Origin of the sequence: Pseudomonas sp. TJI-51 (assembly GCF_000190455.2) — a bacterium.
In the GTDB taxonomy this organism is placed as follows: Bacteria; Pseudomonadota; Gammaproteobacteria; order Pseudomonadales; family Pseudomonadaceae; genus Aquipseudomonas; species Aquipseudomonas juntendi.
This window is the reverse complement of record NZ_AEWE02000084.1, coordinates 20,591-46,310: the sequence shown is the minus strand read 5'-3', so window position 1 is coordinate 46,310 and position 25,720 is coordinate 20,591. Positions and strand designations below refer to the sequence as shown.

Below are 25,720 nucleotides of genomic sequence, written 5' to 3'. Positions count from 1 at the left end.
ATCCACATGCGCTGCAATTCGTCGTCGGCGGTCAGCAGCTCTTCGCGGCGGGGACCGGGGCGGGTGGTGTTGATGGCCGGGAACACGCGCTTCTCGGCGATGCGGCGATCCAGCGGCAGCTCCATGTTGCCGGTGCCCTTGAACTCTTCGTAGATCACTTCGTCCATCTTCGAGCCGGTTTCGACCAGCGCGGTGGCGATGATGGTCAGCGAACCGCCTTCCTCGATGTTACGTGCCGCACCGAAGAAGCGCTTCGGCTTTTCCAGGGCGTGGGCGTCGACACCACCGGTCAGTACCTTGCCAGAGCTCGGGATCACGGTGTTGTAGGCACGCGCCAGGCGGGTGATGGAATCCAGCAGGATCACCACGTCTTTCTTGTGCTCGACCAGGCGCTTGGCCTTCTCGATCACCATTTCGGCAACCTGCACGTGGCGCGCTGGCGGCTCGTCGAAGGTAGAGGCAACCACTTCGCCGCGCACGGTACGCTGCATTTCGGTCACTTCTTCCGGGCGCTCGTCGATCAGCAGGACGATCAGGTGGCACTCAGGGTTATTACGGGTGATGTTCGCCGCGATGTTCTGCAGCATGATGGTCTTGCCCGCTTTTGGCGGAGCAACGATCAGGCCGCGCTGGCCCTTGCCGATCGGGGCGCACAGGTCGATGACGCGGCCGGTCAAGTCCTCGGTGGAACCGTTGCCGGCTTCCATCTTCAGGCGCTTGTTCGGGAACAGCGGCGTCAGGTTTTCGAACAGGATCTTGTTCTTGGCGTTTTCCGGGCGGTCGAAGTTGATGGTGTCGACCTTCAGCAGCGCGAAGTAACGCTCCCCTTCTTTCGGTGGGCGGATCTTGCCGACGATGGTGTCGCCGGTGCGCAGGTTGAAACGGCGGATCTGGCTGGGCGAGACGTAGATATCGTCAGGGCCGGCCAGGTAGGACGCATCAGCCGAACGCAGAAAACCGAAACCATCCTGGAGAATCTCCAGCACGCCATCACCGGAGATCTCTTCGCCGCTTTTCGCGTGCTTTTTCAGCAGGGCGAAAATCACGTCCTGTTTGCGCGAACGGGCCATGTTTTCGATGCCCATCTGTTCGGCCATTTCCAAAAGATCGGTAATCGGCTTTTGCTTGAGTTCAGTCAGGTTCATAAGGGGAATGACGTAATCATGTAAGAAGGGAGAATTAAGCTTTGGCTTAATGAAGCCGCGCCGCTAGATGGCGACAGGATCGCGTACTGATTCGAATTGGGGATGCTTCGGCGACGGCATGTAGAGGGCACTGGAGAAGCAGTGCGAGGCCGAATGTAACACTTGCTTTTTTCTGCGTCTAGTGCTCTGAAAAAGAAAAGCCCCGCATTCGCGGGGCCTTTTCACATCACAGGTGGGCGTCGAGGAACGCGGCCAGCTGGGATTTGGACAGCGCGCCCACCTTGGTGGCCTCGACGTTGCCGTTCTTGAACAACATCAGCGTCGGGATGCCACGCACGCCATGCTTGGCCGGGGTTTCCTGGTTATCGTCGATGTTCAGCTTGGCGACGGTCAGCTTGCCCTCGTAGGTGGAAGCGATGTCGTCCAGTACCGGCGCGATCATCTTGCACGGGCCGCACCATTCAGCCCAGTAGTCGACCAGCACCGGGCCTTGAGCCTGCAGGACTTCGGCTTCGAAGGTGGCATCGGTGACATGTTTGATCAGATCGCTGCTCATGGATATCTCCAGGGTCGTAAGCAAAAAAACGTGGCCCATGATAGCCGCACCCACGCTCGACAGGAAGCTGCGGTCGATTGAGTGTAACTATAGTCGGGCAAGACGCCACGAATCGAAACTGTCATCTGCGTGTAATAGCATCGGATGGCACATTGCCTTGCATCAAGGCCTGGCGTGGCACGCGTTGGCGACAGCCTGCTATCGTGGCACGATTGCCGGGTTAACGACCGAGAACACACAGCATGCCGCACAACATCGCGAAGAACCTGTCTCTGATCGCCGCCATCGACCTTGGCTCCAACAGTTTTCACATGGTCGTGGCCAAGGCCCACCATACCGAAATCCGCATCCTCGAGCGGCTCGGCGAGAAGGTTCAGCTTGCCGCCGGCATCGACGAAGAGCGCAAGCTCAGTGAAGAGGCGATGGAGCGGGGCCTGGACTGCCTCAAGCGCTTTTCCCAACTGATCCACGGCATGCCGGCTGGCTCGGTGCGCATCGTCGGTACCAATGCCCTGCGCGAATCGCGCAACCGCAACGAATTCATCCAGCGTGCCGAAGCCATCCTCGGGCACCCGGTCGAGGTCATCTCCGGCCGCGAAGAGGCGCGCCTGATCTACCTGGGTGTGTCCCACACCTTGGCCGACACCCCCGGCAAGCGCCTGGTCGCCGACATCGGCGGCGGCAGCACCGAGTTCATCATTGGCCAGCGCTTCGAGCCGCTGCTGCGCGAAAGCCTGCAAATGGGTTGCGTCAGCTTCACCCAGCGCTACTTCCGCGACGGCAAGATCACGCCGGCCCGCTACGCCCAAGCCTACACCGCCGCGCGCCTGGAGCTGATGAGCATCGAAAACGCCCTGCACCGCCTGACCTGGGACGAGGCCATCGGTTCGTCCGGGACCATCCGTGCCATCGCTGCCGCCATCAAGGACGGCGGCCTGGGCAACGGCGAGGTCAACGCCGAGGGCCTGGCCTGGGTCAAGCGCAAGCTGTTCAAGCTGGGCGACGTCGACAAGATCGACTTCGAAGGCATCAAGCCGGACCGCCGTACCATCTTCCCTGCCGGCCTGGCGATTCTGGAAGCCATCTTCGATGCCCTGGAACTGCAGCGCATGGACCATTGCGACGGCGCGCTGCGCGAAGGCGTGCTGTTCGACCTGCTAGGCCGCCACCACCATGAAGATGTGCGCGAACGCACCCTGAACTCACTGATGGAGCGTTACCACGTCGACCAGGGCCAGGCAGCGCGCGTCGAGCGCAAGGCCTTGCACGCCTTCGACCAGGTCGCGGACGCCTGGGGGTTGAAGGATGGAAATTGGCGCGATCTGCTCGGCTGGGCAGCCAAAGTGCATGAAATCGGCCTGGATATCGCCCACTACCACTACCACAAGCATGGCGCCTACCTGATCGAACACTCCGACCTGGCGGGCTTCTCGCGCGAAGACCAGCAGATGATGGCCCTGCTGGTACGCGGCCACCGCCGCAACATTCCCAAGGACAAGTTTGCCGAACTGGGCGAGGAAGGCGTGAAACTGCTGCGCCTGTGCGTGCTGCTGCGCTTCGCCATCCTGTTCCACCATATCCGTGGCAACCAGCAGATGCCGAAGGTCCAGCTCAAGGCTGCCGGGGAAAGCCTCGACATCGCCTTCCCTGAAGGCTGGCTGGAACAGAACCAGCTGACCCAGGCCGACTTCGCCAACGAGGCGGAGTGGCTGACCCGGGTCGGCTTCGTCCTCAGCGTACGTTGAGGACCGGGTTGCTCAGGCGCTCCAGCAGGGTCGCCTGAACGCTGCGCGGGTTCTGGTTGCCGGTTGGGGTGCTGCGCACGTAGCGCCCGTCGGGCTGCAAGGTCCAGGCATGGGTGTTGTCGGTCAGGTAGCCTTCCAGCTCTTTCTTCACCCGCAGCAACAGCTTCTTGCCTTCGACCGGGAAGCAGGTCTCGACACGCTTGTCGAGGTTGCGCTCCATCCAGTCGGCGCTGGACAGGTAGATCTGCTCTTCGCCGCCATTGAGGAAGTAGAACACCCGCGTGTGCTCCAGGAATCGACCGATGATCGAGCGCACCTGGATATTGTGCGAAACCCCCGGAATACCTGGGCGCAGGCAGCACATGCCACGCACCACCAGGTCGATCTTCACGCCAGACTGGCTGGCCTTGTACAGCGCCTTGATCACCTTGGCGTCGGTCAGCGAGTTGAACTTGGCGATGATGTGCGCCGGCTTGCCGTCGAGGGCGAACTGGGTTTCCCGCGCGATCATGTCGAGCATGCCCTTCTTCAGGGTAAACGGCGCGTGCAGCAGCTTTTTCATGCGCAGGGTCTTGCCCATGCCGATCAGCTGGCTGAACAGCTTGCCAACGTCCTCGGTGAGGGCGTCGTCTGAGGTCAGCAGGCTGTAGTCGGTGTACAGGCGGGCGTTACCGGCGTGGTAGTTGCCGGTACCCAGGTGGGCGTAGCGCACGATCTCGCCGTGCTCGCGGCGCAGGATCAGCATCATCTTGGCGTGGGTCTTGAAACCGACCACGCCGTAGATCACCACCGCACCCGCCGCTTGCAGGCGGCTGGCCATCTGCAGGTTGGACTCTTCGTCGAAACGCGCACGCAGTTCGATCACCGCGGTGACCTCCTTGCCGTTTCGCGCTGCATCCACCAGGGCATCGACGATTTCCGAGTTGGCCCCGGACCGGTAAAGGGTCTGGCGCACGGCGAGCACGTGCGGGTCCTTGGCGGCCTGGCGCAGCAGGTCGATCACCGGGGTGAAGGACTCGAATGGGTGCATCAGCAGGATGTCCTGCTTGCCGATCACGCTGAAGATGTTGTCGGCGTTCTGCAGCAGCTTGGGGATCGCCGGCGTGAACGGCGTGTATTGCAGCTCCGGGTGGCTGTCCAGGCCGGTGATGCTGAACAGGCGCGTGAGGTTGACCGGGCCATTGACCTGGTACAGCTCGCTTTCGCTGAGGCTGAACTGCTTGAGCAGGTAGTCCGACAGGTGTTTCGGGCACGTGTCGGCGACCTCCAGGCGCACGGCATCGCCGTAGCGGCGCGAGAACAGCTCGCCGCGCAAGGCGCGGGCCAGGTCGTCAACCTCTTCGGAGTCCAGTGCCAGGTCGGCGTTACGGGTAAGGCGGAACTGGTAGCAACCCTTGACCTTCATGCCCTGGAACAGGTCGTCGGCATGCGCGTGGATCATCGACGACAGGAACACATAGTTGGCACCCGGGCCACCGACTTCTTCCGGCACGCGAATCACTCGCGGCAGCAGGCGGGGGGCAGGGATGATCGCCAGGCCCGAATCACGGCCGAACGCGTCCACCCCTTCCAGCTCGACGATGAAGTTCAGGCTCTTGTTCACCAGCAGCGGGAACGGGTGGGTCGGGTCGAGGCCGATGGGGGTGATGATCGGGGCGATTTCGTCGCGGAAGTAGCGGCGCACCCAGGTCTTGAGCTTGGGTGTCCAGTAACGGCGGCGAATGAAGCGGATCTGGTGTTTTTCCAGCTCCGGCAGCAGCACGTCGTTGAGAATGGCGTATTGCCGGTCGACTTCCAGGTGCACCAGCTCGCTGATGCGCGCCAGTGCCTGGTGCGGCTGCAGGCCGTCGGCGCCGGCCAGTTCGCGGGCAAAATTGATCTGCTTCTTGAGGCCGGCCACCCGGATTTCAAAGAACTCGTCAAGGTTGCTGGAGAAGATCAGCAGGAACTTGAGCCGCTCCAGCAGTGGGTAGCTCTCGTCCAGCGCCTGCTCCAGCACACGAATATTGAACTGCAACTGCGAGAGTTCGCGATGAATGTACAGGCTGCTGTCGTCCAGGCCAGGCACCACGATTGCCGGGGCCGGCGGCGGCGCAGGCACCGGGGCGGCAGGCTCGGCCGCCTGCCCGGCTTCCGGCGCGGTGGCCGGCGGCAGGTCTGGAGGGGTCTGCAGCATCTCTTCGGGGAGCTCCTGGGCATCCTTGATCGCGACAGGGCTAAGCACTTCATTATTCATCTGACGTTCCTGAGGACGTTAACGCCCTATCATCAATTGAGCGGCAAGATAAGCGCCCATTATGACGCCTGTGTGACATGGCAGGGCAAGCCATGACGCGTGGCTATGGCAATGCGGTGTAGGAATTGTTCATGTGGAGACACATTTGGACACTTTCCCGAATGCCCGCGAAGGGGTAGGCTGCGCGTTCATTTCGCCAGCACCTCAGAAAATGCTTCAACAATTCCTGCAGGATTTCGGCTACTTTGCCCTTTTTCTAGGCACCTTCTTCGAAGGCGAGACCATCCTGGTGCTTGCAGGATTCCTTGCATTCCGCGGTTACATGGACATCAACCTGGTGTGCCTGGTGGCGTTCTTCGGCAGCTATGCCGGCGACCAGTTGTGGTATTTCATGGGCCGGCGCCACGGCCGCAAGATTCTGGCCCGCAAGCCGCGCTGGCAGGCGATGGGCGACCGGGCGCTGGCCCACATTCGCCGCCACCCCGACATCTGGGTACTGAGTTTCCGCTTCGTCTACGGCCTGCGCACGGTCATGCCCGTGGCCATTGGCCTGTCGGGCTATCCGCCACGCCGCTACCTGCTGCTGAACGGCATTGGCGCAGCGATCTGGGCCATTGCCCTGGGTGCGGCGGCCTACCACTTCGGCGCCATCCTCGAAGGCCTGCTGGGCAACGTCAAGCGGTACGAACTATGGGTGTTGGCCGCCCTGCTGGGGCTGGGCGTGCTGTTGTGGCTGCGCCGTCGCTTCCGTGCCCTGCGCGCAGAGCGCAAGGCCGCCGCCCAGGCGGCGGGCGAACAGCGCGACCAGCAGTGACCCCGAGGCGCCAGTGCGGCGCATCGGGTTGCACACAGCGTGTCAGGTTGCCGGACGAACAAGGCGGCCGCGTGCCTGTCACAAGCATGACTGGCCCTGAAAACCAACCCGGCGAGCGCCCGCTCGCAATGCGCCGCGCAGGCAGCGCTCGATCTCCCAGGCGCGACACAACACTGGAGCTTCAAACATGACTAAAAAAGTAGCGGTGGTTCTTTCCGGCTGTGGCGTGTACGACGGCGCCGAAATTCACGAAAGCGTGATCACCCTGCTGCGCCTGGACCAGCGCGGCGCGCAAGTGCAGTGCTTCGCGCCGAACATTGCGCAGATGCATGTGATCAACCACCTGACCGGCGAAGAGATGCCCGAGTCGCGCAACGTGCTGGTGGAATCGGCGCGCATTGCCCGGGGCGAGGTCAAGGACATCCGCGAGGCCAAGGCCGAAGACTTCGATGCGCTGATCGTGCCGGGTGGCTTTGGGGCGGCGAAGAACCTGTCCAACTTCGCCGTGGAAGGCGCCAACTGCAGCGTCAACCCAGACGTGCTGGCCCTGGCCGAAGCCTTTGCCGCTGCCTGCAAGCCGATTGGCCTGATCTGCATTTCGCCGGCGCTGGCGGCGAAGATCTACGGGCCGGGGGTGGTCTGCACCATTGGCAGCGACGCGGATACTGCGGCGGCAGTGGTGAAGATGGGCGGCACCCATGAAGAATGCGACGTGCACGACATCGTCGAAGATACCCAACGCAAGCTGGTGACGACCCCGGCTTACATGGAGGCCAAGTCGATCAGCGAGGCGGCTGGTGGCATCAACAAGCTGGTGGACCGGGTGCTGGAGCTGACCCACGAGTAAGGCCTGCCTACGCGAAGCCCAGAATCCCGCGCGGCCCTTTGTAGGAGCGGCCTTGTGTCGCGAAAGGGCCGCGCAGCGGCCCCAGGATTTGAGCTTCGCCGCCTAAATTGCCGGGGCCGCTTCGCGCCCCTTTCGCGACACAAGGCCGCTCCCACAAAAGGGCCGCGTTACACTTCAGGCCCTCGATAGTCGCGAAATGATCCGGTCCAGCGCATTGGCGAACGCCTGCTTGTCGCGCTCCCCATAAGCCGCCTGCCCTCCCCCGACCTGGCCCTGCTCGCGCAAATCGGTGAACAGGTTGCGCGCGGCCAGCCGATCACCCATGTTGCGCTCGTCGAACTCGCGCCCGCGTGGGTCCAGCACTGCCACGCCCTTCTTGACCAGGCGGTCGGCCAACGGCACGTCACTACAGATCACCAGCTCGCCCGGCACGGCATGCTCGACCAGATAATCGTCGGCCGCATCCATGCCACTGGGCACCACGATCAACCGCACGATCGCAAACGCAGGCCTGGCCACTGCCTGGCCCGCCACCATCACCACCTCGAACTTGCGCTTGAGGGCGAACTTGACGATCAGATCCTTGGCTGCCTTGGGGCAGGCATCGGCATCGATCCATACACGCATCGGATAATCTCTTCATCAGCTCAATGTGCTCATGATGCCTCATGCACGGTAAAAGCCGGAACCGGCCGGCGCGCTGGAAAAATGGCGCCAATATTCCAATTAGCGCTTATCCGCCCCTGTTACTCAGGCTAAACTCGCCACAGCTTCACTGGCCTGCCCGAGCGCGCAATGAACCACCCCCACGAAATCCGCCCCGACCTGGACCAAGGCATCGACCGCAAAGTCCTGGCGACACTGCGCGCGCGTTTCCTGCACCTGAACCAGGCTCGGCTGCAGCGGGCAATGGAGGGCCTGTCGACACGTCAGCAACAAGTGCTGCTGCTGTTGCCCTTGCTGTTTCACGTGAACCACCCGCTATTGCCGGGTTACGTCTCGGGCAGCACCCCCGCAGGCGTCTCGGGCTACGAGCCCGGTAGCGAGCTGGTCGCAGAAGCCCAGCGCCTGGCCCGCTCATTCACCTACAAGGCCCAGCACGGCAACCCGCCACGGCCGATACACGGCCTGTTCCTGATGGGCAGCCTGGGCTCGCTGGCGCAGGCCGAGCACAGCGACATGGACGTATGGGTATGCCACGCCCCCGACTTGCCCGAGCCGTTGCTCGAAGAGCTGCGCCGCAAGTGCCAACTGCTGGAAACCTGGGCGGCCAGCCTGGGCGCAGAGGCACACTTTTTCCTGATCGACACCCAAGGGTTTGCCCAAGGCCAGCGTGATGGTCAGCTTGGCTCAGACAATTGCGGGACTACCCAGCATTACCTGCTGCTGGACGAGTTCTACCGCACAACCGTGTGGCTGGCCGGGCGTACGCCGCTGTGGTGGCTGGTGCCGGTCTACGAAGAAGGCAATTACCAGGCCTATACCCAGACCCTGCTGGCCAAGCGTTTTATCCGCAGCCAGGATGTGCTCGACCTGGGCAACCTGGCGCACATTCCGCCCGGCGAGTTCATTGGTGCCGGCCTGTGGCAACTGTTCAAAGGCATCGACTCACCCTACAAGTCGCTGCTCAAACTGCTGCTGACCGAGGCCTACGCCAGTGAATACCCTGGCGTGCGCTGCCTGAGCCTGGACTACAAGCAGGCAGTGTTCGCCAACCAGCTGGACCTGGACGAGCTGGACCCGTATGTCATGGTCTACCGGCGCATCGAACGCTACCTGCTGCAAAGGGGCGAGCCTGTGCGCCTGGAACGGGTACGGCGCAGCCTGTACTTGAAGGTGAACAAGAAGCTCAGCGATCAGAACCGTAGCAATGGCTGGCAGCGCCGTTTGCTTCAGCGCCTGGCTGACGAGTGGGGGTGGGATGAGCGCCAGCTGGCGATACTGGACAGCCGCAGCCAATGGAAAGTCCAGCAGGTTGCCGTGGAGCGCCGCGAACTGGTGGCCGAGCTGAACCACAGCTATCGCTTCCTTGGCCAGTTCGCACGCACCCGGAACGCCAGCAGCCGTGCCGACCAACGCGAGCTCAACGTACTGGGCAGGCGCCTGTATGCGGCCTTCGAGCGCCGTGCCGGCAAGGTCGAGGTGATCAACCCGGGTATCGCTCCGGACCTCGCCGAAGACACCCTCACCCTGGTTCAGTTACCTAACCGCAAGGAACCAGGTAACTACCACTGGGAACTGTACAGCGGCAACCTGAACTCTCACGACGTCGAGTACTTCAACCCGATAAAACGCTGCCGCGAGCTGCTGGAGCTGCTGGCCTGGGCCCATCGCAACGGGGTCATCGACAGCGGCACGCGCTTGGCGCTGCACCCAGGTGTCAGTGACCTGAGCGAGTTCGAGCTGGTCAACCTGCTCGGTTGCCTGCAGCAATGCATCCCCCTGCCCTTGCCGACCGTGAGTGAGGTGCGCCTGCTGCAACCCAGCGTTGCCGAGGAAGTGCTGCTACTGGTCAACGTGGCCATCGACCCACTGCGCCATCACCGCGACCTGAACATCCTGATGACCACCGAGCGCACCGACTCACTGAGCTATGCCGGGGTGCGGGAGAACCTGGTGCTGACCTTGGACCAGGTCACCCTGAACAGCTGGAACGAAGTGCTGGTTCAGCGCTTTGACGGCGAACACGCGCTGGTGCGCTGCCTGCGTGACTTTCTCAACAGCCCGGTGGCGCATGGCCACCGGCCGCGGGTACGGGTGCATTGCTTCTGCCCGAGCCGCGCACAGGCCATCAGCCAACGGGTTGAAGAGATCTTCGACACCGTGCAGCTGTTGCAAGCCCAGGGCCTGCAGCACCGCTACCTGCTACAGGTTGCCCAGCACACCCATGTGCTGGAGCTGCAACCGGGGCATGTCAGCCTGAGCACCCTGGCCGAGCACGATGCCCTGCTGGCCTACCTGGGCGAAGAACGCAGCGTCTACAGCCCGTTGTACCTGGACGCCAACGCCCTGCAAGATCACGACCTGCGCCTGGTGCTGGAGCAGGGTCGACCGGCGTGCATTCAGGTGTTCTACCGCCTGCAGGACGAATGGGCCGAGCTGTATGTGCTGGATGAATGCAACGCGTTATGGCAACAACGCCTGCCGCTGCATGACGAGGCGCACCTGCTGTTGCCGCTGCAGCGCTTTTTGCGCTCGGTGGTGATGCGCCGCGAGGCTCGCCTGCCGCTGGATGACCTTGGGCAGGCGGCCCTGGATATCCAGTACGCGCAGCTACTGCCTGGCGGCCCGGGCAAGGCCCGCAGCATCGAACCGCGCGTGGCGCCGCAGGAGGGCAGTGACCAGCCTTACTATGAAGTGCAGGCCATCATCCAGGCCGGTGTAGGGGGTGCTGCGCATGTGACACTGTACTGCGACCAGCAGGAGTTTTCCGAGCTGGAGCATGGGCCGCAGCTGTATGCGGTAGTGGCGCGGCAGATCATTGGCCAGCGGCGCGGGGCCGGGAAGTACCGGTGCTATATCACCGACCTGGACTTGTCCGAGCTGCTGGATGACCGGCTGGGGGCAACGCAGGTTTACCTGAGCTACAAGCGGGTGCTGGAGCAGGCATTGAACGAGGGGTTGGAGCAGGTGCTGTGCCAATGACCGGGCTGCTCCAACATGGGCCGCATGGCGGCCCAGGCCTCAGAGGTCGAAATCACCCGCCGCTTCAGGCTGGTACTCGACTTCCAGCAGTTTCAGCTTGAGGGTTTTGCCCCCCGGCGCCGGCCAGTCGATCTGTTCACCCACCGACAACCCCAGCAAAGCGCAGCCAATTGGCGCCAGCACCGAAACCTTGCCTTCCGCCCCGGCATCCTTCGGGTACACCAGGGTCAGGTGGTAGTCCTTGCCGCTGGCTTCCTCACGGCAGTGCACGCGCGAGTTCATGGTCACCACGCCTGCGGGTACTTCCTCATGACCGACGACCTGTGCGGCACGGTCCAGCTCCTCCTGCAGGGCGAACACACCCGGCGTACTCTCGTCGAGGCTGTCGATCAGACGCTCCAGACGCTGTACGTCCAATCGGGTGAGGATAAGGGAAGGCTTGGTGCTCATGATCCAGTCAGACTCCTTTGAACAGGCAATTTTCAATGCACAGATAAAGCAAAACCCCGCCCAAGGGCGGGGTTTGAAAAGGCTTTGGCGTCATCGACGCAGAACCCGACACTACCACAGACGGGCAAATACTCAAGCCCCTGCGGTCAGTGTGCCTTTGCCTGTGCACGCAGGACCTGTGCCTCGCGGCAGATCTGCCGGCGGCGCTCGTCATCGGCCGAGCGCCACTCGCGAATATGCTCGACATGCCGGTGGCAACCGGTGCAGACACGCTGCTCGTCGAGCCGGCAGACGCTGATGCAGGGTGATGGCACCGCGGGGCTGACGTTGCTGTACAACGGCTTGGGTGGCCGTGGCTGGGCGCTGCTCATGTCAGATCTCGTCGAAGTCCAGCTTTTCGCCAGCCCGCTCCCAAACGATGCGTTCGAGCATTTCGCCCAGCAGCTCTTCGCTCTTTTCGCAGACCCACTTTTTAGTCTCTTCGTCGTAGTCGAAGTGGAAACCACCGGAACGGTCAGCCAGCCACAGTTGGCGCAGCGGCTCCTGACGGCTGAAGATCAGCTGGGCGCCGCCTTCGAACTTGACGGTGAGCACGCCAGCGGAATTCTCCATGTCCAGGTCCAGGCCGCTCTCGTCGAACAGGTCTTCCAGGGCCTGTTGGGTCGCGTCGACCAGATCGTGGAAACGCGCTTCACTCAAACTCATTGCAGGAACCTCGAAATTGGCGGCATTACAGGCAAGCCGGGGAAGATACGGGCGCAACGCGCCAGCCGCAAGCTGCTAGCTACAAGCCGCAAGAAAAAGCCCAGCCTACACCCGATCGCTTTTTCTTGCCGCTTGAAGCTTGAAGCTTGCCGCGTCTGCTGCCCGCCCGGCGGACCGGCCCTTGCATAGGCAAGCCGCCGGTCGCTCGGTATACTCGGGCGCAATACTGCATTTTCTAAGGATTTCACCCATGAAGCGCCTGATTTCCTCCTTCGCGGCGCTGGTCGCTGTTGCCTGCCTCGTTTCGGCCTGCGGCCAGAAAGGCCCGCTGTATCTGCCGGACGACGGCGATAACGCTAAAGCGCACAAGTCGCACCAGCACTCGTCGAAAGCCAAGCCGACCGCGGTCCAGGAGCAGCCGCCAGCGCCCGAGTCCGAGCCAGAGCAGTCGCCTGCGCAGTAAAGGAAACCAGATGAACGCTTTCAACTACCGCGACGGCGAGCTGTTCGCGGAGGGTGTAGCCCTGTCGGCCATCGCCGAACGCCATGGCACGCCTACCTACGTGTACTCGCGCGCTCACATCGAGGCCCAGTACCGCAGCTACACCGACGCCCTGCAAGGCGCCGAGCACCTGGTGTGCTTTGCGGTCAAGGCCAACTCCAACCTCGGCGTGCTGAACGTGCTGGCACGCCTGGGTGCAGGTTTCGACATTGTCTCCGGCGGCGAGCTGGAGCGTGTGCTGGCGGCCGGTGGCCGCGCTGACCGCGTGGTGTTCTCCGGCGTGGGGAAAACCCGCGAAGACATGCGCCGCGCCCTGGAAGTGGGTGTGCACTGCTTCAACGTGGAGTCCACTGACGAGCTGGAGCGCCTGCAGGTGGTGGCCGCCGAAATGGGCAAGGTTGCCCCGGTATCGCTGCGGGTCAACCCGGACGTGGACGCCGGTACCCACCCTTACATCTCCACTGGCCTTAAAGAAAACAAGTTCGGCATCGCCATTGCCGACGCCGAAGCCATCTACGTGCGTGCGGCGCAGTTGCCGAACCTTGAAGTGGTCGGTGTCGACTGCCACATCGGCTCCCAGCTGACCACCATCGACCCGTTCCTCGACGCGCTCGACCGCCTGCTGGTGCTGGTCGACCGCCTGGCCGAGTGCGGCATTCACCTGCGCCACCTGGACCTGGGCGGCGGGGTCGGGGTGCGCTACCGTGACGAACAGCCGCCGTTGGTGGCCGACTACATCAAGGCCATCCGCGAGCGCGTTGGCGACCGCGACCTGGCCCTGGTGTTCGAGCCTGGCCGCTATATCGTGGCCAATGCCGGCGTGTTGCTGACCCGCGTGGAATACCTCAAGCACACCGAGCACAAGGACTTCGCTATCATCGATGCGGCGATGAACGACCTGATCCGCCCGGCCTTGTACCAGGCCTGGATGGGCGTCAGCGCGGTCAAGCCGCGTGGCGGTGAAGGCCGTGCCTATGACCTGGTCGGGCCGATCTGCGAGACCGGCGACTTCCTCGGCAAGGACCGGGTCCTCGACCTGGCCGAAGGTGATTTGCTGGCTGTCGAGTCGGCGGGCGCCTATGGTTTTGTCATGAGCTCCAACTACAACACCCGTGGTAGATGCGCCGAAATCCTGGTTGACGGTGACCAGGCGTTCGAAGTACGCCGCCGCGAGACCATCGCCGAACTGTACGCTGGCGAAAGCCTGCTGCCGGAGTAAGCCCATGCTACTGCGTTTTACCAAGATGCATGGGCTGGGCAACGACTTCATGGTCCTGGACCTGGTCAGCCAGCACGCCCACATCCAGCCCAAGCACGCCAAGCAATGGGGTGACCGCCACACCGGCATCGGCTTCGACCAGTTGCTGATCGTCGAGGCGCCGAACAACCCGGAAGTGGACTTCCGCTACCGTATCTTCAATGCCGACGGCTCTGAAGTGGAGCAGTGCGGCAACGGTGCGCGCTGCTTCGCCCGTTTCGTGCTGGACAAGCGCCTGACCGCGAAAAAACGCATCCGCGTGGAAACCAAGAGCGGCATCATCGTGCTGGACGTGCAAAACGACGGCCAGGTGAGTGTCGACATGGGCCCGCCGCGCTTCACCCCTGCCGAAATCCCCTTCGTCGCCGACGCGCAGGCGCTGAACTACCCACTGGAAGTCGACGGCCAGCTGCATTCGATTGCCGCCGTGTCCATGGGTAACCCGCATGCCGTGCTGCGTGTCGACGACGTGCGTACTGCCCCCGTGCATGAACTGGGCCCGAAGATCGAAAACCACCCACGCTTCCCGCAGCGGGTGAATGCCGGCTTCCTCCAGGTCATCGACCGCCACCGGGCCAACCTGCGCGTGTGGGAACGCGGCGCGGGCGAAACCCAGGCCTGCGGCACCGGCGCCTGCGCCGCCGCCGTGGCGGCGATCAGCCAGGGCTGGATGGACTCCCCGGTATCCCTCGACCTGCCAGGTGGCCGCCTGCACATCGAATGGGCCGGCCCCGGCAAGCCCGTGGTGATGACCGGCCCGGCCGTACGCGTCTACGAAGGACAGGTTCGTCTCTAAGCGAGTAACCGCCATGACCGATCAGCCCAAGGTTGTACCCCAGCAGTCCGCCGAGCTCGATGCCGAGGCGGTGGTCGCCTACCTGCGCGCCCACCCTACCTTCTTCAGCGAGCACGACGAGTTGCTGATCGAACAGCGTATTCCGCACCAGCGTGGCGACAGCGTGTCGCTGGTCGAGCGCCAGCTCAAGCTGCTGCGCGACCGCAACATCGAGATGCGCCACCGCCTGTCACAACTGATGGACGTGGCCCGCGACAACGACCGGCTGTTCGACAAGACGCGCCGGCTGATCCTCGACCTGCTTGATGCCGGTAGCCTGGAAGAAGTGGTCATGGCCGTCGAAGACAGCCTGCGCCAGGAGTTTCAGGTGCCCTTTGTCAGCCTGATCCTGTTCGGTGACAACGTTGCCCCCGTGGGGCGCTGGGTCAGCAATGCCGAGGCCCAACAGGCCATCGGAGCCCTGTTGGGCGGTGGCAAGACAGTCAGCGGCAACCTGCGCGAACATGAACTGGCCTTCCTGTTCGGCGAGGAACAGCGCCGCGAGGTCGGCTCCAGCGCCGTGGCCGCGCTGGAGTACCAGGGGTTGCATGGGGTGCTGGCAATCGGTAGCCGAGACCCGCAACACTACAAGAGCAGCGTCGGCACGCTGTTCCTCGGCTACATCGCCGAAGTGCTCGGCCGTGTCGTGCCACGGGTGACCCAGACCCTGCGTTCGGTACGCTGATGGAACGCCAGCTGGAGGCTTATTGCGCACACCTGCGCAGTGAGCGCCAGGTGTCGGAGCACACCTTGCTGGGCTACCGTCGCGACCTGGACAAGGTCATTGCCTATTGCAAGGAGCAAGGTATTGCCGACTGGCAAGCGCTGCAGATTCAGCAGTTGCGTCAGCTGGTCGCCCGCCTGCATCACCATGGTCAGGCCTCGCGCAGCCTGGCGCGGCTGCTGTCCGCTGTACGCGGCCTGTACCGTTACCTGAACCGCGAAGGCCTGTGCCAGCACGACCCTGCCGCCGGGTTGAGCGCCCCCAAGGGCGAGCGCAAGCTACCCAAGGTGCTGGACACCGACCGTGCGCTGCAGCTACTCGATGGCGGCGTGGACGACGACTTCATTGCCCGCCGTGACCAGGCCATGCTGGAGCTGTTCTATTCCTCGGGCCTGCGCCTGTCTGAGCTGAGCAACCTCGACCTGGATCACCTGGACCTTGCCGCCGGCCTGGTGCAGGTACTGGGCAAAGGCGGCAAGGCGCGGGTGCTACCGGTCGGCCGCAAGGCCCGCGAAGCGCTGAAGGAATGGTACCGCCTGCGCGGCATCGGCAACCCGCGCGACCGCGCCGTGTTCATCACCCGCCAGGGCAACCGCATCAGCCCCCGTACCGTACAGCAGCGGGTCAAGGCCGTGGGTGAACGTGAACTGGGCCAACACCTGCACCCGCACATGCTCCGCCATTCCTTCGCCAGCCATGTGCTGGAATCGTCCCAGGACCTGCGCGCAGTGCAAGAGATGCTCGGCCATGCCGACATCAGCACCACGCAAATCTATACCCATCTGGACTTCCAGCACCTGGCGGCGGTGTACGACAGCGCCCACCCCCGGGCCAAACGCAGCAAAGGCACAGACTCATGAGCATCAAGCTGATCACCTTCGACCTCGACGACACCCTGTGGGACACCGCGCCAGTGATTGCCAGTGCGGAAGTCGTGCTGCGCGACTGGCTCGAAGCCAACGCCCCCCTCCTGGGCGGGGTGCCGGTGGAACACCTGTTCGCCATCCGCGAACGCCTGGTGCAGGCCGAGCCCGGCCTGAAGCACCGCATCAGTGCCCTGCGCCGGCGGGTACTGTTCCATGCCCTGGAAGAAGTCGGCTACAGCGAGAAACACGCACAGGACCTGGCCAATGAAGGCTTCGAGGTGTTCCTGCATGCTCGCCACCAGGTGCAGATCTTCCCCGAGGTGCAGCCAATGCTGGAGATCCTGCGGCATCAGTACACCCTGGGCGTTGTCACCAATGGCAATGCCGACGTCAGCCGGCTGGGGCTGGCGGATTACTTCCGCTTCGCCCTGTGTGCCGAGGACCTGGGCATTGGCAAGCCGGACCCGGCGCCGTTTTTGGAGGCCTTGCGGCGTGGCGAGGTGGACGCCGGTGCGGCGGTGCACATTGGTGATCACCCGGCTGACGACATTGCCGGTGCCCAGCGCGCCGGGCTGCGCGCGGTGTGGTTCAACCCGCAGGGCAAGGCCTGGGCGGGCGAGCAGGCCCCGGATGCCGAGATCCGGCGCCTGTCGCAGCTGCCCGACGTGCTCGCACGCTGGCGCTGACAGGGGCCGCTTTGCGGCCCATTCGCGGGCACGCCCGCTCCCACAGGGACCGTGCAGGTCCCAAGACCTGTGGTGAACCTGTGGGCGCGGGCGTGCCCGCGAAGAGGCCGGCACAGGCACAAAAAAGCCCGCAGCGACGGCGGGCTTCTTGACGATCAGCCACTCAGATAGGACGGCTGCCGTACTTGTTGTCCGGCTTCTTGGGCGGGTCGGCGACCACGTTGGCCTCGACTTCCTGCACCTTGCCACCGCGCGACAGAAATTCTTCCATCGCCTTGGCCAGTGCATCACGCTCTTTCTGCTTGGCTTCCATGCTCGGCATCTCGTCTACCGAGACTGCCGCCTTGGATTTGCCCTTGGCAGCGGGTGCCGGGCTGCTGTCGTCATCGCCAGCGTCTTCGACGCCGTCATCAGCCGCCGCTTCGAGGCCTTCATCGCCCTCGTCTTCGTCACCTACTTCGAGGTCATCATTTTCCAGATCGTCGTCGCTCATGTTCTACCTCATGACTTGCGAAAAGCAGGTTAGTTATAGACCAGTGCAGCCGTAGACCGGCAGCTACCAGTGAAAATTCAACTGGCCGTGGGTTAGGCCACTGCCCTTGGGGCCGGCGCTCCTGATGGGAGGCGGTACCCAGCAGGCCCTGCTCCTGGCAGAACCTGACAAATCCATTAGCCCCTGCTGGCCACTCGCTATTGGCAAGCCTAGCAAAGGCTGGTTGAAGTGCGCGGACTGCTCGTCAAACACCCTTCGGCGCGCATTCTAGCGCGCCGGTAGAAAAAGCAAAGCACCATAAATGCCCTACGACTTGTAAGTTTTTTGCCTACGTCGCGAACGTGCCGAATAAACCGTTTGCCGAGCGGGAAATGTTAAAAATCTGGCAAAAAAATGCCCGGCAAGCCGGGCAAGTTTTTACCGCGTCGCAGTTACAGGTTGTAGCCGCGCTCGTTGTGCTGAGCCAGGTCGAGACCGACCGACTCTTCTTCTTCGTTGACCCGCAGGCCCATCACCAGGTCCAGCACCTTGAGAATCACGTAGGTGACGATGGCGGTGTAGACCACGGTAAAGATCACGCCTTTGGCCTGTACCCAGACCTGCATGCCGATGTCGGTGACAGTACCGAAGCCGCCCAGTGCCGGGGCTGCGAACACGCCGGTGAGGACGGCACCGATGATGCCGCCCACACCGTGAACACCGAAGGCGTCCAGCGAGTCGTCATAGCCCAGCTTGCGCTTGAGGGTGGTGGCGCAGAAGTAGCAGATCACACCCGAAGCCAGGCCGATTACCAGGGCACCCATGGGGCCCACGGTACCCGCGGCCGGGGTGATGGCGACCAGGCCGGCAACCACACCCGAAGCGATGCCCAGGGCGCTCGGCTTGCCGTGGCCGATCCACTCGGCGAACATCCAGCCCAGTGCCGCAGCGGCGGTGGCGATCTGGGTCACCAGCATGGCCATGCCGGCGGTGCCGTTGGCCGCTGCAGCAGAACCTGCGTTGAAGCCGAACCAGCCGATCCACAGCATGGCCGCGCCCATCAGGGTGTAGCCCAGATTGTGGGGCGCCATCGGGGTGGTCGGGTAGCCTTTGCGCTTGCCCAGTACCAGGCAGCAGACCAGGCCGGCGATACCTGCGTTGATGTGCACCACGGTGCCGCCAGCGAAGTCCAGTACGCCCCAGTCCCACATCAGTGCACCGTCACCGCTCCACACCATGTGCGCGATTGGCGCGTATACCAGGGTGAACCAGATACCCATGAACACCAGCATCGCGGAGAACTTCATGCGCTCGGCGAAGGCACCGACGATCAGCGCCGGGGTGATGATGGCGAAGGTCATCTGGAAGGTGATGAACACCGCTTCAGGGAACAGCGCAGTGGCCGAAGTCAGGCTCTCGGGCGTGACACCGCTGAGGAAGGCCTTGGAGAAGCCGCCAACGAACGAATTGAAATTGAGTACGCCTTTTTCCATACCGGCGGTATCGAAGGCCATGCTATAGCCGTAGACGACCCAGAGAATGCTCATCAGGCCGGTGATTGCAAAGCACTGCATCATCACCGACAGCACGTTCTTGGAACGCACCATGCCGCCATAGAACAGGGCCAGGCCCGGAATGGTCATGAACAGCACCAGCGCCGTCGCGGTCAGCATCCAGGCGGTGTCGCCGGAGTTCAGCGCTGGGGCAGCTTCCTCTGCCAGGGCGAGCCCGGGGGTTACGAGGGACAATAGGGCTCCTAGCCCTGCGATCTTACGCAGAGTCATGTTGTTTTCTCCTGGGGCTTTGGGTTTGGTGAGGCTTTGTTGTTGCTTAGATCGCGTCGGTATCGGTTTCGCCGGTACGGATACGGATCGCCTGCTCCAGATTCACCACGAAAATCTTGCCGTCACCGATCTTGCCGGTGTTGGCTGCCTTGGTGATGGCTTCGATTACCCGATCAAGGTCCTTGTCATCGATGGCGACATCGATCTTCACCTTGGGCAGGAAATCGACCACATACTCAGCACCGCGGTACAGCTCGGTGTGGCCCTTCTGGCGACCGAAACCTTTGACTTCGGTGACGGTGATACCCTGCACGCCGATTTCCGACAGTGACTCGCGCACGTCGTCCAGCTTGAACGGCTTGATGATGGCTGTGACTAGCTTCATGAAACTCTCTCCCGATTTGGTGGACTTGCCCCAGGAAAACAAACCCGTCTCAAGTCTAAGCGCAGCGGTTGGCTTTGTAACGCGTCGTCGGCATCCGGCTCCGCGTGCGCACTCCCTGGTCACAAGGAACTGCATCAGTGCATGGCTCGAACTGGTCTTTGCAGAAACCTTGCCAGTTCCGCCAAAGCCACGAAAAACAGCGAGTTATGTGATTTAGTCAGGATTGGCCAGTCGCCAGCATGCAGATCATGCACAGTTTCGGTGCGCGCAGGCGGGGGCTGCTGCTCGAAAAACGTGCAGTACCGCGCGAGCGTCTGTGAAAGAAAGGCCCATGTGCGTGCGTGCTACACTGCTGGCCATTTCTCAGTTTCAATGGAAAGCCCCATGCTCGCGCCCAAAGCCCTTCTCGATGCCCTGAGCGACCAGGCCTCGCGTCTGTTCAGCAGCGATACCGCACAGCCTCGCGCCGAACTGGAAAGCCAGTTCAAAGTGCTGATGCAAGGGGCGTTCAGCAAACTGGACCTGGTCAGCCGTGACGAATTCGACAGCCAGATGGTCGTGCTGGCGCGCACCCGTGCACGCCTTGAGGCCCTGGAGCAACAGGTAGCAGAGCTGGAAGCGCGGCTGGCCCCTACTGCCCAGCAGGACTGAACCAGCCCTGCTGCTGCCACACGTCAGGCGGAAACCCGCAGGGCGTTCAGCTTAGGCGGCCTGGGCGGTAGCTCACTGGCATGCAGGGTGCCGCGCAACAGCGCTGCACCACATTGGGTGAACAGTGTTTTCACCCGGTTGTGCGAGTTGAGTATCTGGGCCTGGATACGCGCGATGGTGGCGTCTGCCGGCTGCAAGCTGGCCGCACGGTTGGCCCATTCGATGGCGGCAAAGCGGCTTTGCTTGCGGGTGCCGCGCCCCTGCATCCAGGCCAGCCCCAGCTCGACACTGGCGCGTGCGGCAACTCCCAGGTCAGGGTGCTCGACCAGGCTCAACAGGTACGCCACAGCCTCGGCCCGCTCCCGAGAGTTGCCGAACTGGCGCAACAGGATGCCCAGATGCAAACGCGCGCGGGCATTGGTTTGGGCATCGCCCAGCGCGTCCACCAGCAGGTGCCTGACGGCCAGCATGGCGCTGCGCTCGCTGAGGTCCTCGCCACCCTTCATGCGCAGGCACGCCAGCTTGTATTTGGCCCGGCGGCTGCCCGCTGCCACTGCGCGCCGTAGCCAATGTTCAGCGGCCTGGCGATCAATGTACTCCTGCGGGGTATTCGCCTGGCCACCACAGTACAAGTCATACAAGCCAAGGGCTGCCCCCGGCAGGTTCAGTTCGGCACAACGCTCATACAGGTAGACGGCCACTTCATGGCGGTTGGCAGCCAACAGCAGGCGCGCCGCCGCAAGCACCGTGAACCCCGGCGCATGGCCTGCCAGCTGGCGTTTCACCGCCCGCTGCGACCATGCCCGGGCCTGCTCGGCCGAGCGTGGCAGCCCCCACAGACCAAAGCAGTGCCCTGCGGCGCGCAAGGCACAGGCGCCCGCATGGCAGCGCCCGTCGCACAGGCGCTCGAGGGCGCGGCGCAGCAACTGCTGCTCATCCGCCAGGCCGTCGCGCAGTATCAGCTCGGCCAGGCAACGGAACGGCTCGCCCATGGCCCCGATCGCTCCATGATCGGCATTGCATGCCAGGCTTGCGGCAAAGTCGCCAATCGCGCCGGCCTGATCGTGCAATGCAGTACAGCGCAACGCCCCCCGCCAGGCCAGCAGTACTGCGCGCTCCCTTGGCCTCAGCGGGCGCTGTGCCCAGGCGTCGAACAACTGCTGCCAGGTGGCCACGGCCTGCAACTGGTCGGCAGCCGGCAACAGTAGCTGTTCTTCGACGGCCATCCAGCGCAAGGCGTTACGCAGGCGCTCGTCCCAACTGGCGCACAACGGGCCGCTGGCCAACAGTTCAAGCGCATCGGCACCGGCGCCCGACCGCGGCAACCGGTAGATAGCCAGGGCCTGGATGGCTTCGAAGCAACCGGGGCGCAGGTCCAGTGCGTGGCGGAGCCAGTAGTAACGCGGGTCCTGGGTGTCCTGGTAGGTCCGCTTGGCCAGGCACGCGGGCAAGCTGCTTGGCAGTTCCGCCAGCGGTTGCACCCCATGCCTGACCAACAGCGGCGCGGCGGCTTCCTGCACCTCCACGTCGGCATGGGCACTGGGCCGATAGCGCGCAGGCCGCCCGTTGAACAACTCGGCCAACCAGCCAGGCTCGCGCAACTGCGCACTGACGCGCAGCATACCGATGGCCGCTGCCAGCGGTTGCGCCGAACGCTCCAGGGCCTGCAGCAGGTGCGCAGTCGCGGTTTCGCATATCTGCCCTACGGCCAGCACACGCGCAGCGTTGGGTTGGCCATCAGCCTGTACCCGGCAAGCGCGGTGGAAGCAGTGCATGCCCATTACCACGTGCGGGTGGTAAGCCTTGGGGCAGGCATCGACCCAGGCTTTGAGCACCTGGCTCGGGGCTTTGTCGCCCTGGTTGTCGAGGTCGGCGAACATGTGGCCTTCCAGGGCCGCCAGGTAGGCCGGAAACTCGCCGGGCGGCGCCTGATACCACTGCGCCTCGAGGCGGTCGAAAAAACGGGTAAGTTCAACGAATGCGCGGGCCTGCACCAGTTCGCGGATTACCTGGTGAGTGTGGGTGAGCGTTTGCACGGAGCAATTCCTCAAGTCCATTTGGAAGAAGGGACAGTGCCATTCCATGGCAACTGCAGTTGCCCAACAACACTAAGCCATACCCGGCCCCTGCGCAAAGAATATTGGATCCACCTTTTGCTCAGAGGTGTAAAAATCCGCGATGAATCCCTGCCCGGAAAAACCACGATGCACACTTCTTGCGCCGGCAGTAGGAGCGCTGGCTATCCTGTGCGCTACCGCAGGAAGCGGCCTTCACCCGCGACAACGGAGCGTCCATGTCCCTAGCCCTCGTCCATAGCCGCGCCCAGGTGGGCGTACAGGCACCGGCGGTCAGCGTCGAAACGCACCTGACCAATGGCTTGCCGCACCTCACCTTGGTCGGCCTACCGGAAACCACCGTCAAGGAAAGCAAAGACCGGGTACGCAGCGCCATCGTCAATTCCGGGTTGAACTACCCACAACGGCGCATCACCCAGAACCTGGCCCCCGCCGACCTGCCCAAGGATGGCGGGCGCTACGACCTGGCCATTGCCTTGGGCATCCTCGCCGCCGACGGTCAACTGCCAACCGCGGCCCTTGCCGAGCTTGAATGCCTGGGCGAACTGGCACTGTCTGGCACGTTGCGCCCGGTGCAGGGGGTATTGCCGGCGGCACTCGCGGCCCGCGAAGCAGGCCGGGCGCTGGTGGTGCCACGGGAAAACGCCGAGGAGGCCAGCCTGGCCAGCGGCCTGGCGGTGTATGCCGTGGGGCACTTGCTGGAGCTGGTTGCCCACCTCAACGGCCAGGTGCCCCTGGCGCCCTATGCGGCCAACGGTTTGATCCTGCAGCAACGGCCGTACCCGGACCTGAGCGAGGTGCAAGGGCAACTGGCAGCCAAGCGCGCCTTGCTGCTGGCAGCCGCCGGGGCGCACAACCTGTTGTTCACCGGCCCGCCCGGCACCGGCAAGACCTTGCTCGCCAGCCGGCTGCCCGGGCTGCTGCCGCCGCTGGACGAGCACGAGGCGCTGGAAGTGGCGGCGATCCAGTCGGTCAGCGGCCATGCACCGCTGAGCAACTGGCCGCAGCGCCCCTTTCGCCACCCACACCACTCCGCCTCTGGCCCGGCACTGGTGGGGGGCAGCAGCCGGCCGCAACCTGGCGAAATCACCCTCGCCCACCACGGTGTGCTGTTCCTTGACGAGCTACCGGAATTCGAGCGCCGCGTGCTGGAGGTGTTACGCGAGCCATTGGAGTCCGGTGAAATCGTGATTGCCCGGGCCCGCGACAAGGTACGCTTTCCCGCGCGCTTTCAGCTGGTGGCGGCCATGAACCCCTGCCCGTGCGGCTATCTCGGCGACCCAACCGGCCGTTGCCGCTGCAGCACCGAGCAGATCGCCCGCTACCGCAACAAACTGTCCGGGCCACTGCTGGACCGCATCGACCTGCACCTGACCGTGGCCCGCGAAAGCACCACGCTGAACAACCAGCCTAGCGGTGAAACCAGTGCCGCTGTGGCTGTGAAAGTGGCACAGGCCCGAGCGCTGCAACACGGGCGTCAGGCCTGCGCGAATGCCTTCCTCGATCTCGAAGGTTTACGCCGGCATTGTGCCTTGAAAGCCGCCGACCAGGTCTGGCTTGAAAATGCCTGCGAGCGGCTGACGTTATCGCTGCGCGCGGCACACCGGTTGTTGAAGGTAGCGCGAACGCTGGCGGACCTGGAGGGGTGCGAGACCATTGGCCGGGCGCATCTGGCCGAGGCCCTGCAGTATCGGCCGGGGAGCAGTTAGGTTGCGCAGTGGCCTTGCAGGCAAGGGCCTGCACCACCCCTTGGTTTACTGGCGGCCAGCCAATGCCCGTTCAACCACCGCCAGCAATACCTCTTCAGAAAACGGCTTGCCCAGGCACTCCAGCGCCCCCAGCCGCGTCGCCGCGTGCATGGCGGCATCATCCCAATGCGCCGACATGCAGATCACCACTATCGGCCATTGCCGAAGCGCCAGCTCACGCTGCACGTGCAGCCCGCTCATGCCGGGCATCTTCAGATCGAGCAGCACGCAACCGGCCTGCCCTGCCCGCTCAGACGCCAGGAACGGGGCACCGCCGGCGAAGGTCAGGGTCTCGAACCCGGCTGAACGCAGCAGGTTGGCCAGGCTCTTGCGCACCGAAGCATCGTCATCGACGATGCATACCCATCTGCTCATGCGCCGCCCATGCCCTCCTGCTGTGTGCCGAGCACGTTGTGCATGGCCACTAACTCCACCAATGAGCGCGACTGCATCTTGTTCATGATGCTCTTCTTGTGCACCTTGGTGGTCACCTCACTGGTGCCGATCTGCCTGGCGATCTGCTTGTGCGACAGGCCGTCGACCACCAGCGAGAACACCTGGCGCTCACGCGGGGTCAGGCGCTGGTACTTTTCCGCCACGAGCCGGGCATGGCGCCACTTGCGCCCTTCGGCCACGGCACGCACCCGCAGCGTACCCAGCAGGGCCAGCAACTGCTGCTCGTCAAAAGGCTTGGTGAGGAACTCCACGGCACCTGCGCGCATCGCCTGCACGGTCATCGCAATGGTGCCAAAGCCGGTCATGAACACGATCGGCCAGGGCAGCGCCAGCTGGCGCAGCGTTTCCTGCACTTGCAAGCCGGTGATATCGGGCAGGTGCATGTCGAGCAACAGGCAGGCGTAAGGGGTTTCCAGCCGGGCTTCAAACAGCGCCTCGGCACTGGCGAACAGATGATGGGGTATGCCCTGCGAGCGCAGCAGCCGGCCGAGCGCCGTGCGTACCGATGGGTCGTCATCAACCACCAGCACTGGCACATCCGCACTTTCGCCGGATGGCTCCAGAGTGTCGGCGCCTGCGCACAACGGCAAAGCCCCCAATGCCCGGCCTGGGGCCGCGAAGCTGATCTCGGCCGCCAACCGGTAGCCACGCCGAGGTACGGTCTGAATCAGCCCACGGTCGCCAAATGCCTTGCGCAGCAACGACACCTGGACCTGCAGGTTGTTGTCCTCGACCACGGTGCCGGCCCACACCTGGCTGAACAATTCTTCCTTGTCGACCACCCGGCCCTTGGCCCTGATCAGTGTGGCCAGCACCTCGAACGCGCGCCCGCCCAGCAGCATGGGCTTACCGTCGAGCAACACTTCGCGGCGCTCCAGGGACACCAGGGCATTGCCTATTCGGATCATGGCTTCCTCGCACGGGCACGGGCATTCGCGCAGCCACGAACAGCGTAGGCCAGCGGATGCGGTGGAACAATTATCCCGAGGGATAGGGTGTTCAAGGCACTATACAAGCGCCCGGAAAAGGCCAGGGGACGATAACGGACAACAGCGTGCCCGTTCCTGCCAAGCGGGCTGCAACCCGCATTCCCCATGGCCTGGCTGCGTATACTCACGTCTCGGGATGTCGCCAG

25 protein-coding genes are annotated in these 25,720 nt (G+C 63.6%); 12 read left to right on the top strand and 13 right to left on the bottom strand.

Annotated features, from left to right (window positions below):
• Both rho and trxA read right to left on the bottom strand, forming a co-directional pair.
• Positions 1–1,145, bottom strand: a 1,145-nt coding sequence (gene rho / locus G1E_RS18535) for a transcription termination factor Rho (RefSeq protein WP_047149998.1), incomplete at its 3' end; no start/stop codon positions are given.
• A 226-nt stretch (positions 1,146–1,371) separates the two neighbouring features.
• A complete protein-coding gene (trxA, locus tag G1E_RS18530; protein ID WP_009684153.1) occupies positions 1,372–1,701 on the bottom strand; it encodes a thioredoxin TrxA in 330 nt (109 codons plus the stop codon).
• 242 nt (positions 1,702–1,943) lie between these two features.
• Here trxA and ppx point away from each other — a divergent pair, with 242 nt between their 5' ends.
• Complete coding sequence (gene ppx / locus G1E_RS18525) at positions 1,944–3,446, top strand: exopolyphosphatase (protein ID WP_047149997.1); 1,503 nt, start codon at positions 1,944–1,946, stop codon at positions 3,444–3,446.
• Here the strand turns inward: ppx and ppk1 are convergent.
• The gene (gene ppk1, locus G1E_RS18520) at positions 3,433–5,682 is read right to left on the bottom strand and encodes a polyphosphate kinase 1 (protein ID WP_029886227.1); all 2,250 of its coding nucleotides are present in this window, start codon (positions 5,680–5,682) and stop codon (positions 3,433–3,435) included. The genes ppx and ppk1 overlap by 14 nt on opposite strands.
• A 211-nt stretch (positions 5,683–5,893) precedes the next feature.
• Here ppk1 and G1E_RS18515 point away from each other — a divergent pair, with 211 nt between their 5' ends.
• Positions 5,894–6,496: a DedA family protein gene (locus tag G1E_RS18515; protein WP_009681657.1), complete on the top strand. Its 603-nt coding sequence runs from the start codon at positions 5,894–5,896 to the stop codon at positions 6,494–6,496.
• A 187-nt stretch (positions 6,497–6,683) separates the two neighbouring features.
• The gene (gene elbB / locus G1E_RS18510) at positions 6,684–7,343 is read left to right on the top strand and encodes an isoprenoid biosynthesis glyoxalase ElbB (protein ID WP_009681656.1); all 660 of its coding nucleotides are present in this window, start codon (positions 6,684–6,686) and stop codon (positions 7,341–7,343) included.
• A gap of 174 nt (positions 7,344–7,517) precedes the next feature.
• Here elbB and G1E_RS18505 read toward each other — a convergent pair whose 3' ends face one another.
• Positions 7,518–7,970, bottom strand: coding sequence for a YaiI/YqxD family protein (locus G1E_RS18505; RefSeq protein ID WP_009681655.1), 453 nt, complete (start codon positions 7,968–7,970; stop codon positions 7,518–7,520).
• 168 nt (positions 7,971–8,138) lie between these two features.
• On the opposite strand from G1E_RS18505, the gene G1E_RS18500 reads away from it, so the two are divergent.
• Positions 8,139–10,988 (top strand): class I adenylate cyclase, encoded by a 2,850-nt coding sequence (locus G1E_RS18500; protein ID WP_009681654.1) that lies wholly within the window; start codon positions 8,139–8,141, stop codon positions 10,986–10,988.
• Between the two features lie 39 nt (positions 10,989–11,027).
• Here the strand turns inward: G1E_RS18500 and rnk are convergent, their stop codons facing one another.
• From rnk to cyaY, 3 genes are all read right to left on the bottom strand, one after another.
• Positions 11,028–11,438: a nucleoside diphosphate kinase regulator gene (rnk, locus tag G1E_RS18495; RefSeq protein ID WP_009681653.1), complete on the bottom strand. Its 411-nt coding sequence runs from the start codon at positions 11,436–11,438 to the stop codon at positions 11,028–11,030.
• Positions 11,439–11,584: 146 nt separating this feature from the next.
• Positions 11,585–11,809: a DUF1289 domain-containing protein gene (locus tag G1E_RS18490; RefSeq protein WP_009681652.1), complete on the bottom strand. Its 225-nt coding sequence runs from the start codon at positions 11,807–11,809 to the stop codon at positions 11,585–11,587.
• Position 11,810: 1 nt separating this feature from the next.
• The gene (cyaY, locus tag G1E_RS18485; RefSeq protein ID WP_009681651.1) at positions 11,811–12,143 is read right to left on the bottom strand and encodes an iron donor protein CyaY; all 333 of its coding nucleotides are present in this window, start codon (positions 12,141–12,143) and stop codon (positions 11,811–11,813) included.
• Positions 12,144–12,393: 250 nt separating this feature from the next.
• On the opposite strand from cyaY, the gene G1E_RS27095 reads away from it, so the two are divergent.
• From G1E_RS27095 to G1E_RS18455, 6 genes are read left to right on the top strand one after another with little or no spacing between them, the layout of a single operon-like run.
• On the top strand, positions 12,394–12,606 hold the full coding sequence (locus G1E_RS27095; protein ID WP_009681650.1) for a lipoprotein: 213 nt from the start codon (positions 12,394–12,396) through the stop codon (positions 12,604–12,606).
• A gap of 10 nt (positions 12,607–12,616) precedes the next feature.
• On the top strand, positions 12,617–13,864 hold the full coding sequence (gene lysA / locus G1E_RS18475; protein WP_009681649.1) for a diaminopimelate decarboxylase: 1,248 nt from the start codon (positions 12,617–12,619) through the stop codon (positions 13,862–13,864).
• A gap of 4 nt (positions 13,865–13,868) precedes the next feature.
• On the top strand, positions 13,869–14,699 hold the full coding sequence (gene dapF, locus G1E_RS18470; RefSeq protein WP_009681648.1) for a diaminopimelate epimerase: 831 nt from the start codon (positions 13,869–13,871) through the stop codon (positions 14,697–14,699).
• A 13-nt stretch (positions 14,700–14,712) separates the two neighbouring features.
• Complete coding sequence (locus tag G1E_RS18465) at positions 14,713–15,423, top strand: DUF484 family protein (protein WP_009681647.1); 711 nt, start codon at positions 14,713–14,715, stop codon at positions 15,421–15,423.
• Positions 15,423–16,322 carry a tyrosine recombinase XerC gene (gene xerC / locus G1E_RS18460; protein WP_009681646.1) on the top strand — a complete coding sequence of 300 codons (900 nt, stop codon included), beginning with the start codon at positions 15,423–15,425 and terminating at the stop codon, positions 16,320–16,322. Before G1E_RS18465 ends, xerC begins: the two co-directional genes overlap by 1 nt.
• A complete protein-coding gene (locus G1E_RS18455) occupies positions 16,319–17,014 on the top strand; it encodes an HAD family hydrolase (protein WP_009681645.1) in 696 nt (231 codons plus the stop codon). The genes xerC and G1E_RS18455 overlap by 4 nt, the downstream gene beginning before the upstream one ends.
• Before the next feature lie 163 nt (positions 17,015–17,177).
• Here G1E_RS18455 and sutA read toward each other — a convergent pair whose 3' ends face one another.
• The 3 genes from sutA to glnK form a co-directional block, all read right to left on the bottom strand.
• Complete coding sequence (gene sutA, locus G1E_RS18450; protein WP_009681644.1) at positions 17,178–17,507, bottom strand: transcriptional regulator SutA; 330 nt, start codon at positions 17,505–17,507, stop codon at positions 17,178–17,180.
• Positions 17,508–17,938: 431 nt separating this feature from the next.
• On the bottom strand, positions 17,939–19,270 hold the full coding sequence (locus G1E_RS18445) for an ammonium transporter (RefSeq protein WP_009681643.1): 1,332 nt from the start codon (positions 19,268–19,270) through the stop codon (positions 17,939–17,941).
• Positions 19,271–19,316: 46 nt separating this feature from the next.
• Positions 19,317–19,655 carry a P-II family nitrogen regulator gene (gene glnK, locus G1E_RS18440; protein ID WP_002555808.1) on the bottom strand — a complete coding sequence of 113 codons (339 nt, stop codon included), beginning with the start codon at positions 19,653–19,655 and terminating at the stop codon, positions 19,317–19,319.
• A gap of 384 nt (positions 19,656–20,039) precedes the next feature.
• Between glnK and G1E_RS18435 the strand changes: the two genes are divergently transcribed.
• Positions 20,040–20,306: an accessory factor UbiK family protein gene (locus tag G1E_RS18435; protein ID WP_009681642.1), complete on the top strand. Its 267-nt coding sequence runs from the start codon at positions 20,040–20,042 to the stop codon at positions 20,304–20,306.
• A gap of 23 nt (positions 20,307–20,329) precedes the next feature.
• Here G1E_RS18435 and G1E_RS18430 read toward each other — a convergent pair whose 3' ends face one another.
• Positions 20,330–22,342: a DUF4034 domain-containing protein gene (locus tag G1E_RS18430; protein ID WP_047149996.1), complete on the bottom strand. Its 2,013-nt coding sequence runs from the start codon at positions 22,340–22,342 to the stop codon at positions 20,330–20,332.
• Between the two features lie 257 nt (positions 22,343–22,599).
• Between G1E_RS18430 and G1E_RS18425 the strand changes: the two genes are divergently transcribed.
• Positions 22,600–24,090, top strand: a complete 1,491-nt coding sequence (locus G1E_RS18425; protein ID WP_029887803.1) for a YifB family Mg chelatase-like AAA ATPase — start codon at positions 22,600–22,602, stop codon at positions 24,088–24,090.
• Positions 24,091–24,135: 45 nt separating this feature from the next.
• Here the strand turns inward: G1E_RS18425 and G1E_RS18420 are convergent, their stop codons facing one another.
• Together G1E_RS18420 and G1E_RS18415 are read right to left on the bottom strand one after the other, a co-directional pair.
• Positions 24,136–24,504, bottom strand: a complete 369-nt coding sequence (locus tag G1E_RS18420) for a response regulator (protein WP_009681637.1) — start codon at positions 24,502–24,504, stop codon at positions 24,136–24,138.
• Complete coding sequence (locus tag G1E_RS18415) at positions 24,501–25,493, bottom strand: response regulator (RefSeq protein ID WP_009681636.1); 993 nt, start codon at positions 25,491–25,493, stop codon at positions 24,501–24,503. Before G1E_RS18415 ends, G1E_RS18420 begins: the two co-directional genes overlap by 4 nt.
• Positions 25,494–25,720 lie beyond the last annotated feature (227 nt).

Excerpts from the sequence above, each read along its gene's own strand:
- trxA (WP_009684153.1), bottom strand. The coding sequence starts at position 1,701 with ATGAGCAGCGATCTGATCAAACATGTCACCGATGCCACCTTCGAAGCC.
- ppx (WP_047149997.1), top strand. The coding sequence starts at position 1,944 with ATGCCGCACAACATCGCGAAGAACCTGTCTCTGATCGCCGCCATCGAC.
- ppk1 (WP_029886227.1), bottom strand. The coding sequence starts at position 5,682 with ATGAATAATGAAGTGCTTAGCCCTGTCGCGATCAAGGATGCCCAGGAG.
- G1E_RS18515 (WP_009681657.1), top strand. The coding sequence starts at position 5,894 with ATGCTTCAACAATTCCTGCAGGATTTCGGCTACTTTGCCCTTTTTCTA.
- elbB (WP_009681656.1), top strand. The coding sequence starts at position 6,684 with ATGACTAAAAAAGTAGCGGTGGTTCTTTCCGGCTGTGGCGTGTACGAC.
- G1E_RS18505 (WP_009681655.1), bottom strand. The coding sequence starts at position 7,970 with ATGCGTGTATGGATCGATGCCGATGCCTGCCCCAAGGCAGCCAAGGAT.
- G1E_RS18500 (WP_009681654.1), top strand. The coding sequence starts at position 8,139 with ATGAACCACCCCCACGAAATCCGCCCCGACCTGGACCAAGGCATCGAC.
- rnk (WP_009681653.1), bottom strand. The coding sequence starts at position 11,438 with ATGAGCACCAAGCCTTCCCTTATCCTCACCCGATTGGACGTACAGCGT.
- G1E_RS18490 (WP_009681652.1), bottom strand. The coding sequence starts at position 11,809 with ATGAGCAGCGCCCAGCCACGGCCACCCAAGCCGTTGTACAGCAACGTC.
- cyaY (WP_009681651.1), bottom strand. The coding sequence starts at position 12,143 with ATGAGTTTGAGTGAAGCGCGTTTCCACGATCTGGTCGACGCGACCCAA.
- G1E_RS27095 (WP_009681650.1), top strand. The coding sequence starts at position 12,394 with ATGAAGCGCCTGATTTCCTCCTTCGCGGCGCTGGTCGCTGTTGCCTGC.
- lysA (WP_009681649.1), top strand. The coding sequence starts at position 12,617 with ATGAACGCTTTCAACTACCGCGACGGCGAGCTGTTCGCGGAGGGTGTA.
- dapF (WP_009681648.1), top strand. The coding sequence starts at position 13,869 with ATGCTACTGCGTTTTACCAAGATGCATGGGCTGGGCAACGACTTCATG.
- G1E_RS18465 (WP_009681647.1), top strand. The coding sequence starts at position 14,713 with ATGACCGATCAGCCCAAGGTTGTACCCCAGCAGTCCGCCGAGCTCGAT.
- xerC (WP_009681646.1), top strand. The coding sequence starts at position 15,423 with ATGGAACGCCAGCTGGAGGCTTATTGCGCACACCTGCGCAGTGAGCGC.
- G1E_RS18455 (WP_009681645.1), top strand. The coding sequence starts at position 16,319 with ATGAGCATCAAGCTGATCACCTTCGACCTCGACGACACCCTGTGGGAC.
- sutA (WP_009681644.1), bottom strand. The coding sequence starts at position 17,507 with ATGAGCGACGACGATCTGGAAAATGATGACCTCGAAGTAGGTGACGAA.
- G1E_RS18445 (WP_009681643.1), bottom strand. The coding sequence starts at position 19,270 with ATGACTCTGCGTAAGATCGCAGGGCTAGGAGCCCTATTGTCCCTCGTA.
- glnK (WP_002555808.1), bottom strand. The coding sequence starts at position 19,655 with ATGAAGCTAGTCACAGCCATCATCAAGCCGTTCAAGCTGGACGACGTG.
- G1E_RS18435 (WP_009681642.1), top strand. The coding sequence starts at position 20,040 with ATGCTCGCGCCCAAAGCCCTTCTCGATGCCCTGAGCGACCAGGCCTCG.
- G1E_RS18425 (WP_029887803.1), top strand. The coding sequence starts at position 22,600 with ATGTCCCTAGCCCTCGTCCATAGCCGCGCCCAGGTGGGCGTACAGGCA.
- G1E_RS18420 (WP_009681637.1), bottom strand. The coding sequence starts at position 24,504 with ATGAGCAGATGGGTATGCATCGTCGATGACGATGCTTCGGTGCGCAAG.
- G1E_RS18415 (WP_009681636.1), bottom strand. The coding sequence starts at position 25,493 with ATGATCCGAATAGGCAATGCCCTGGTGTCCCTGGAGCGCCGCGAAGTG.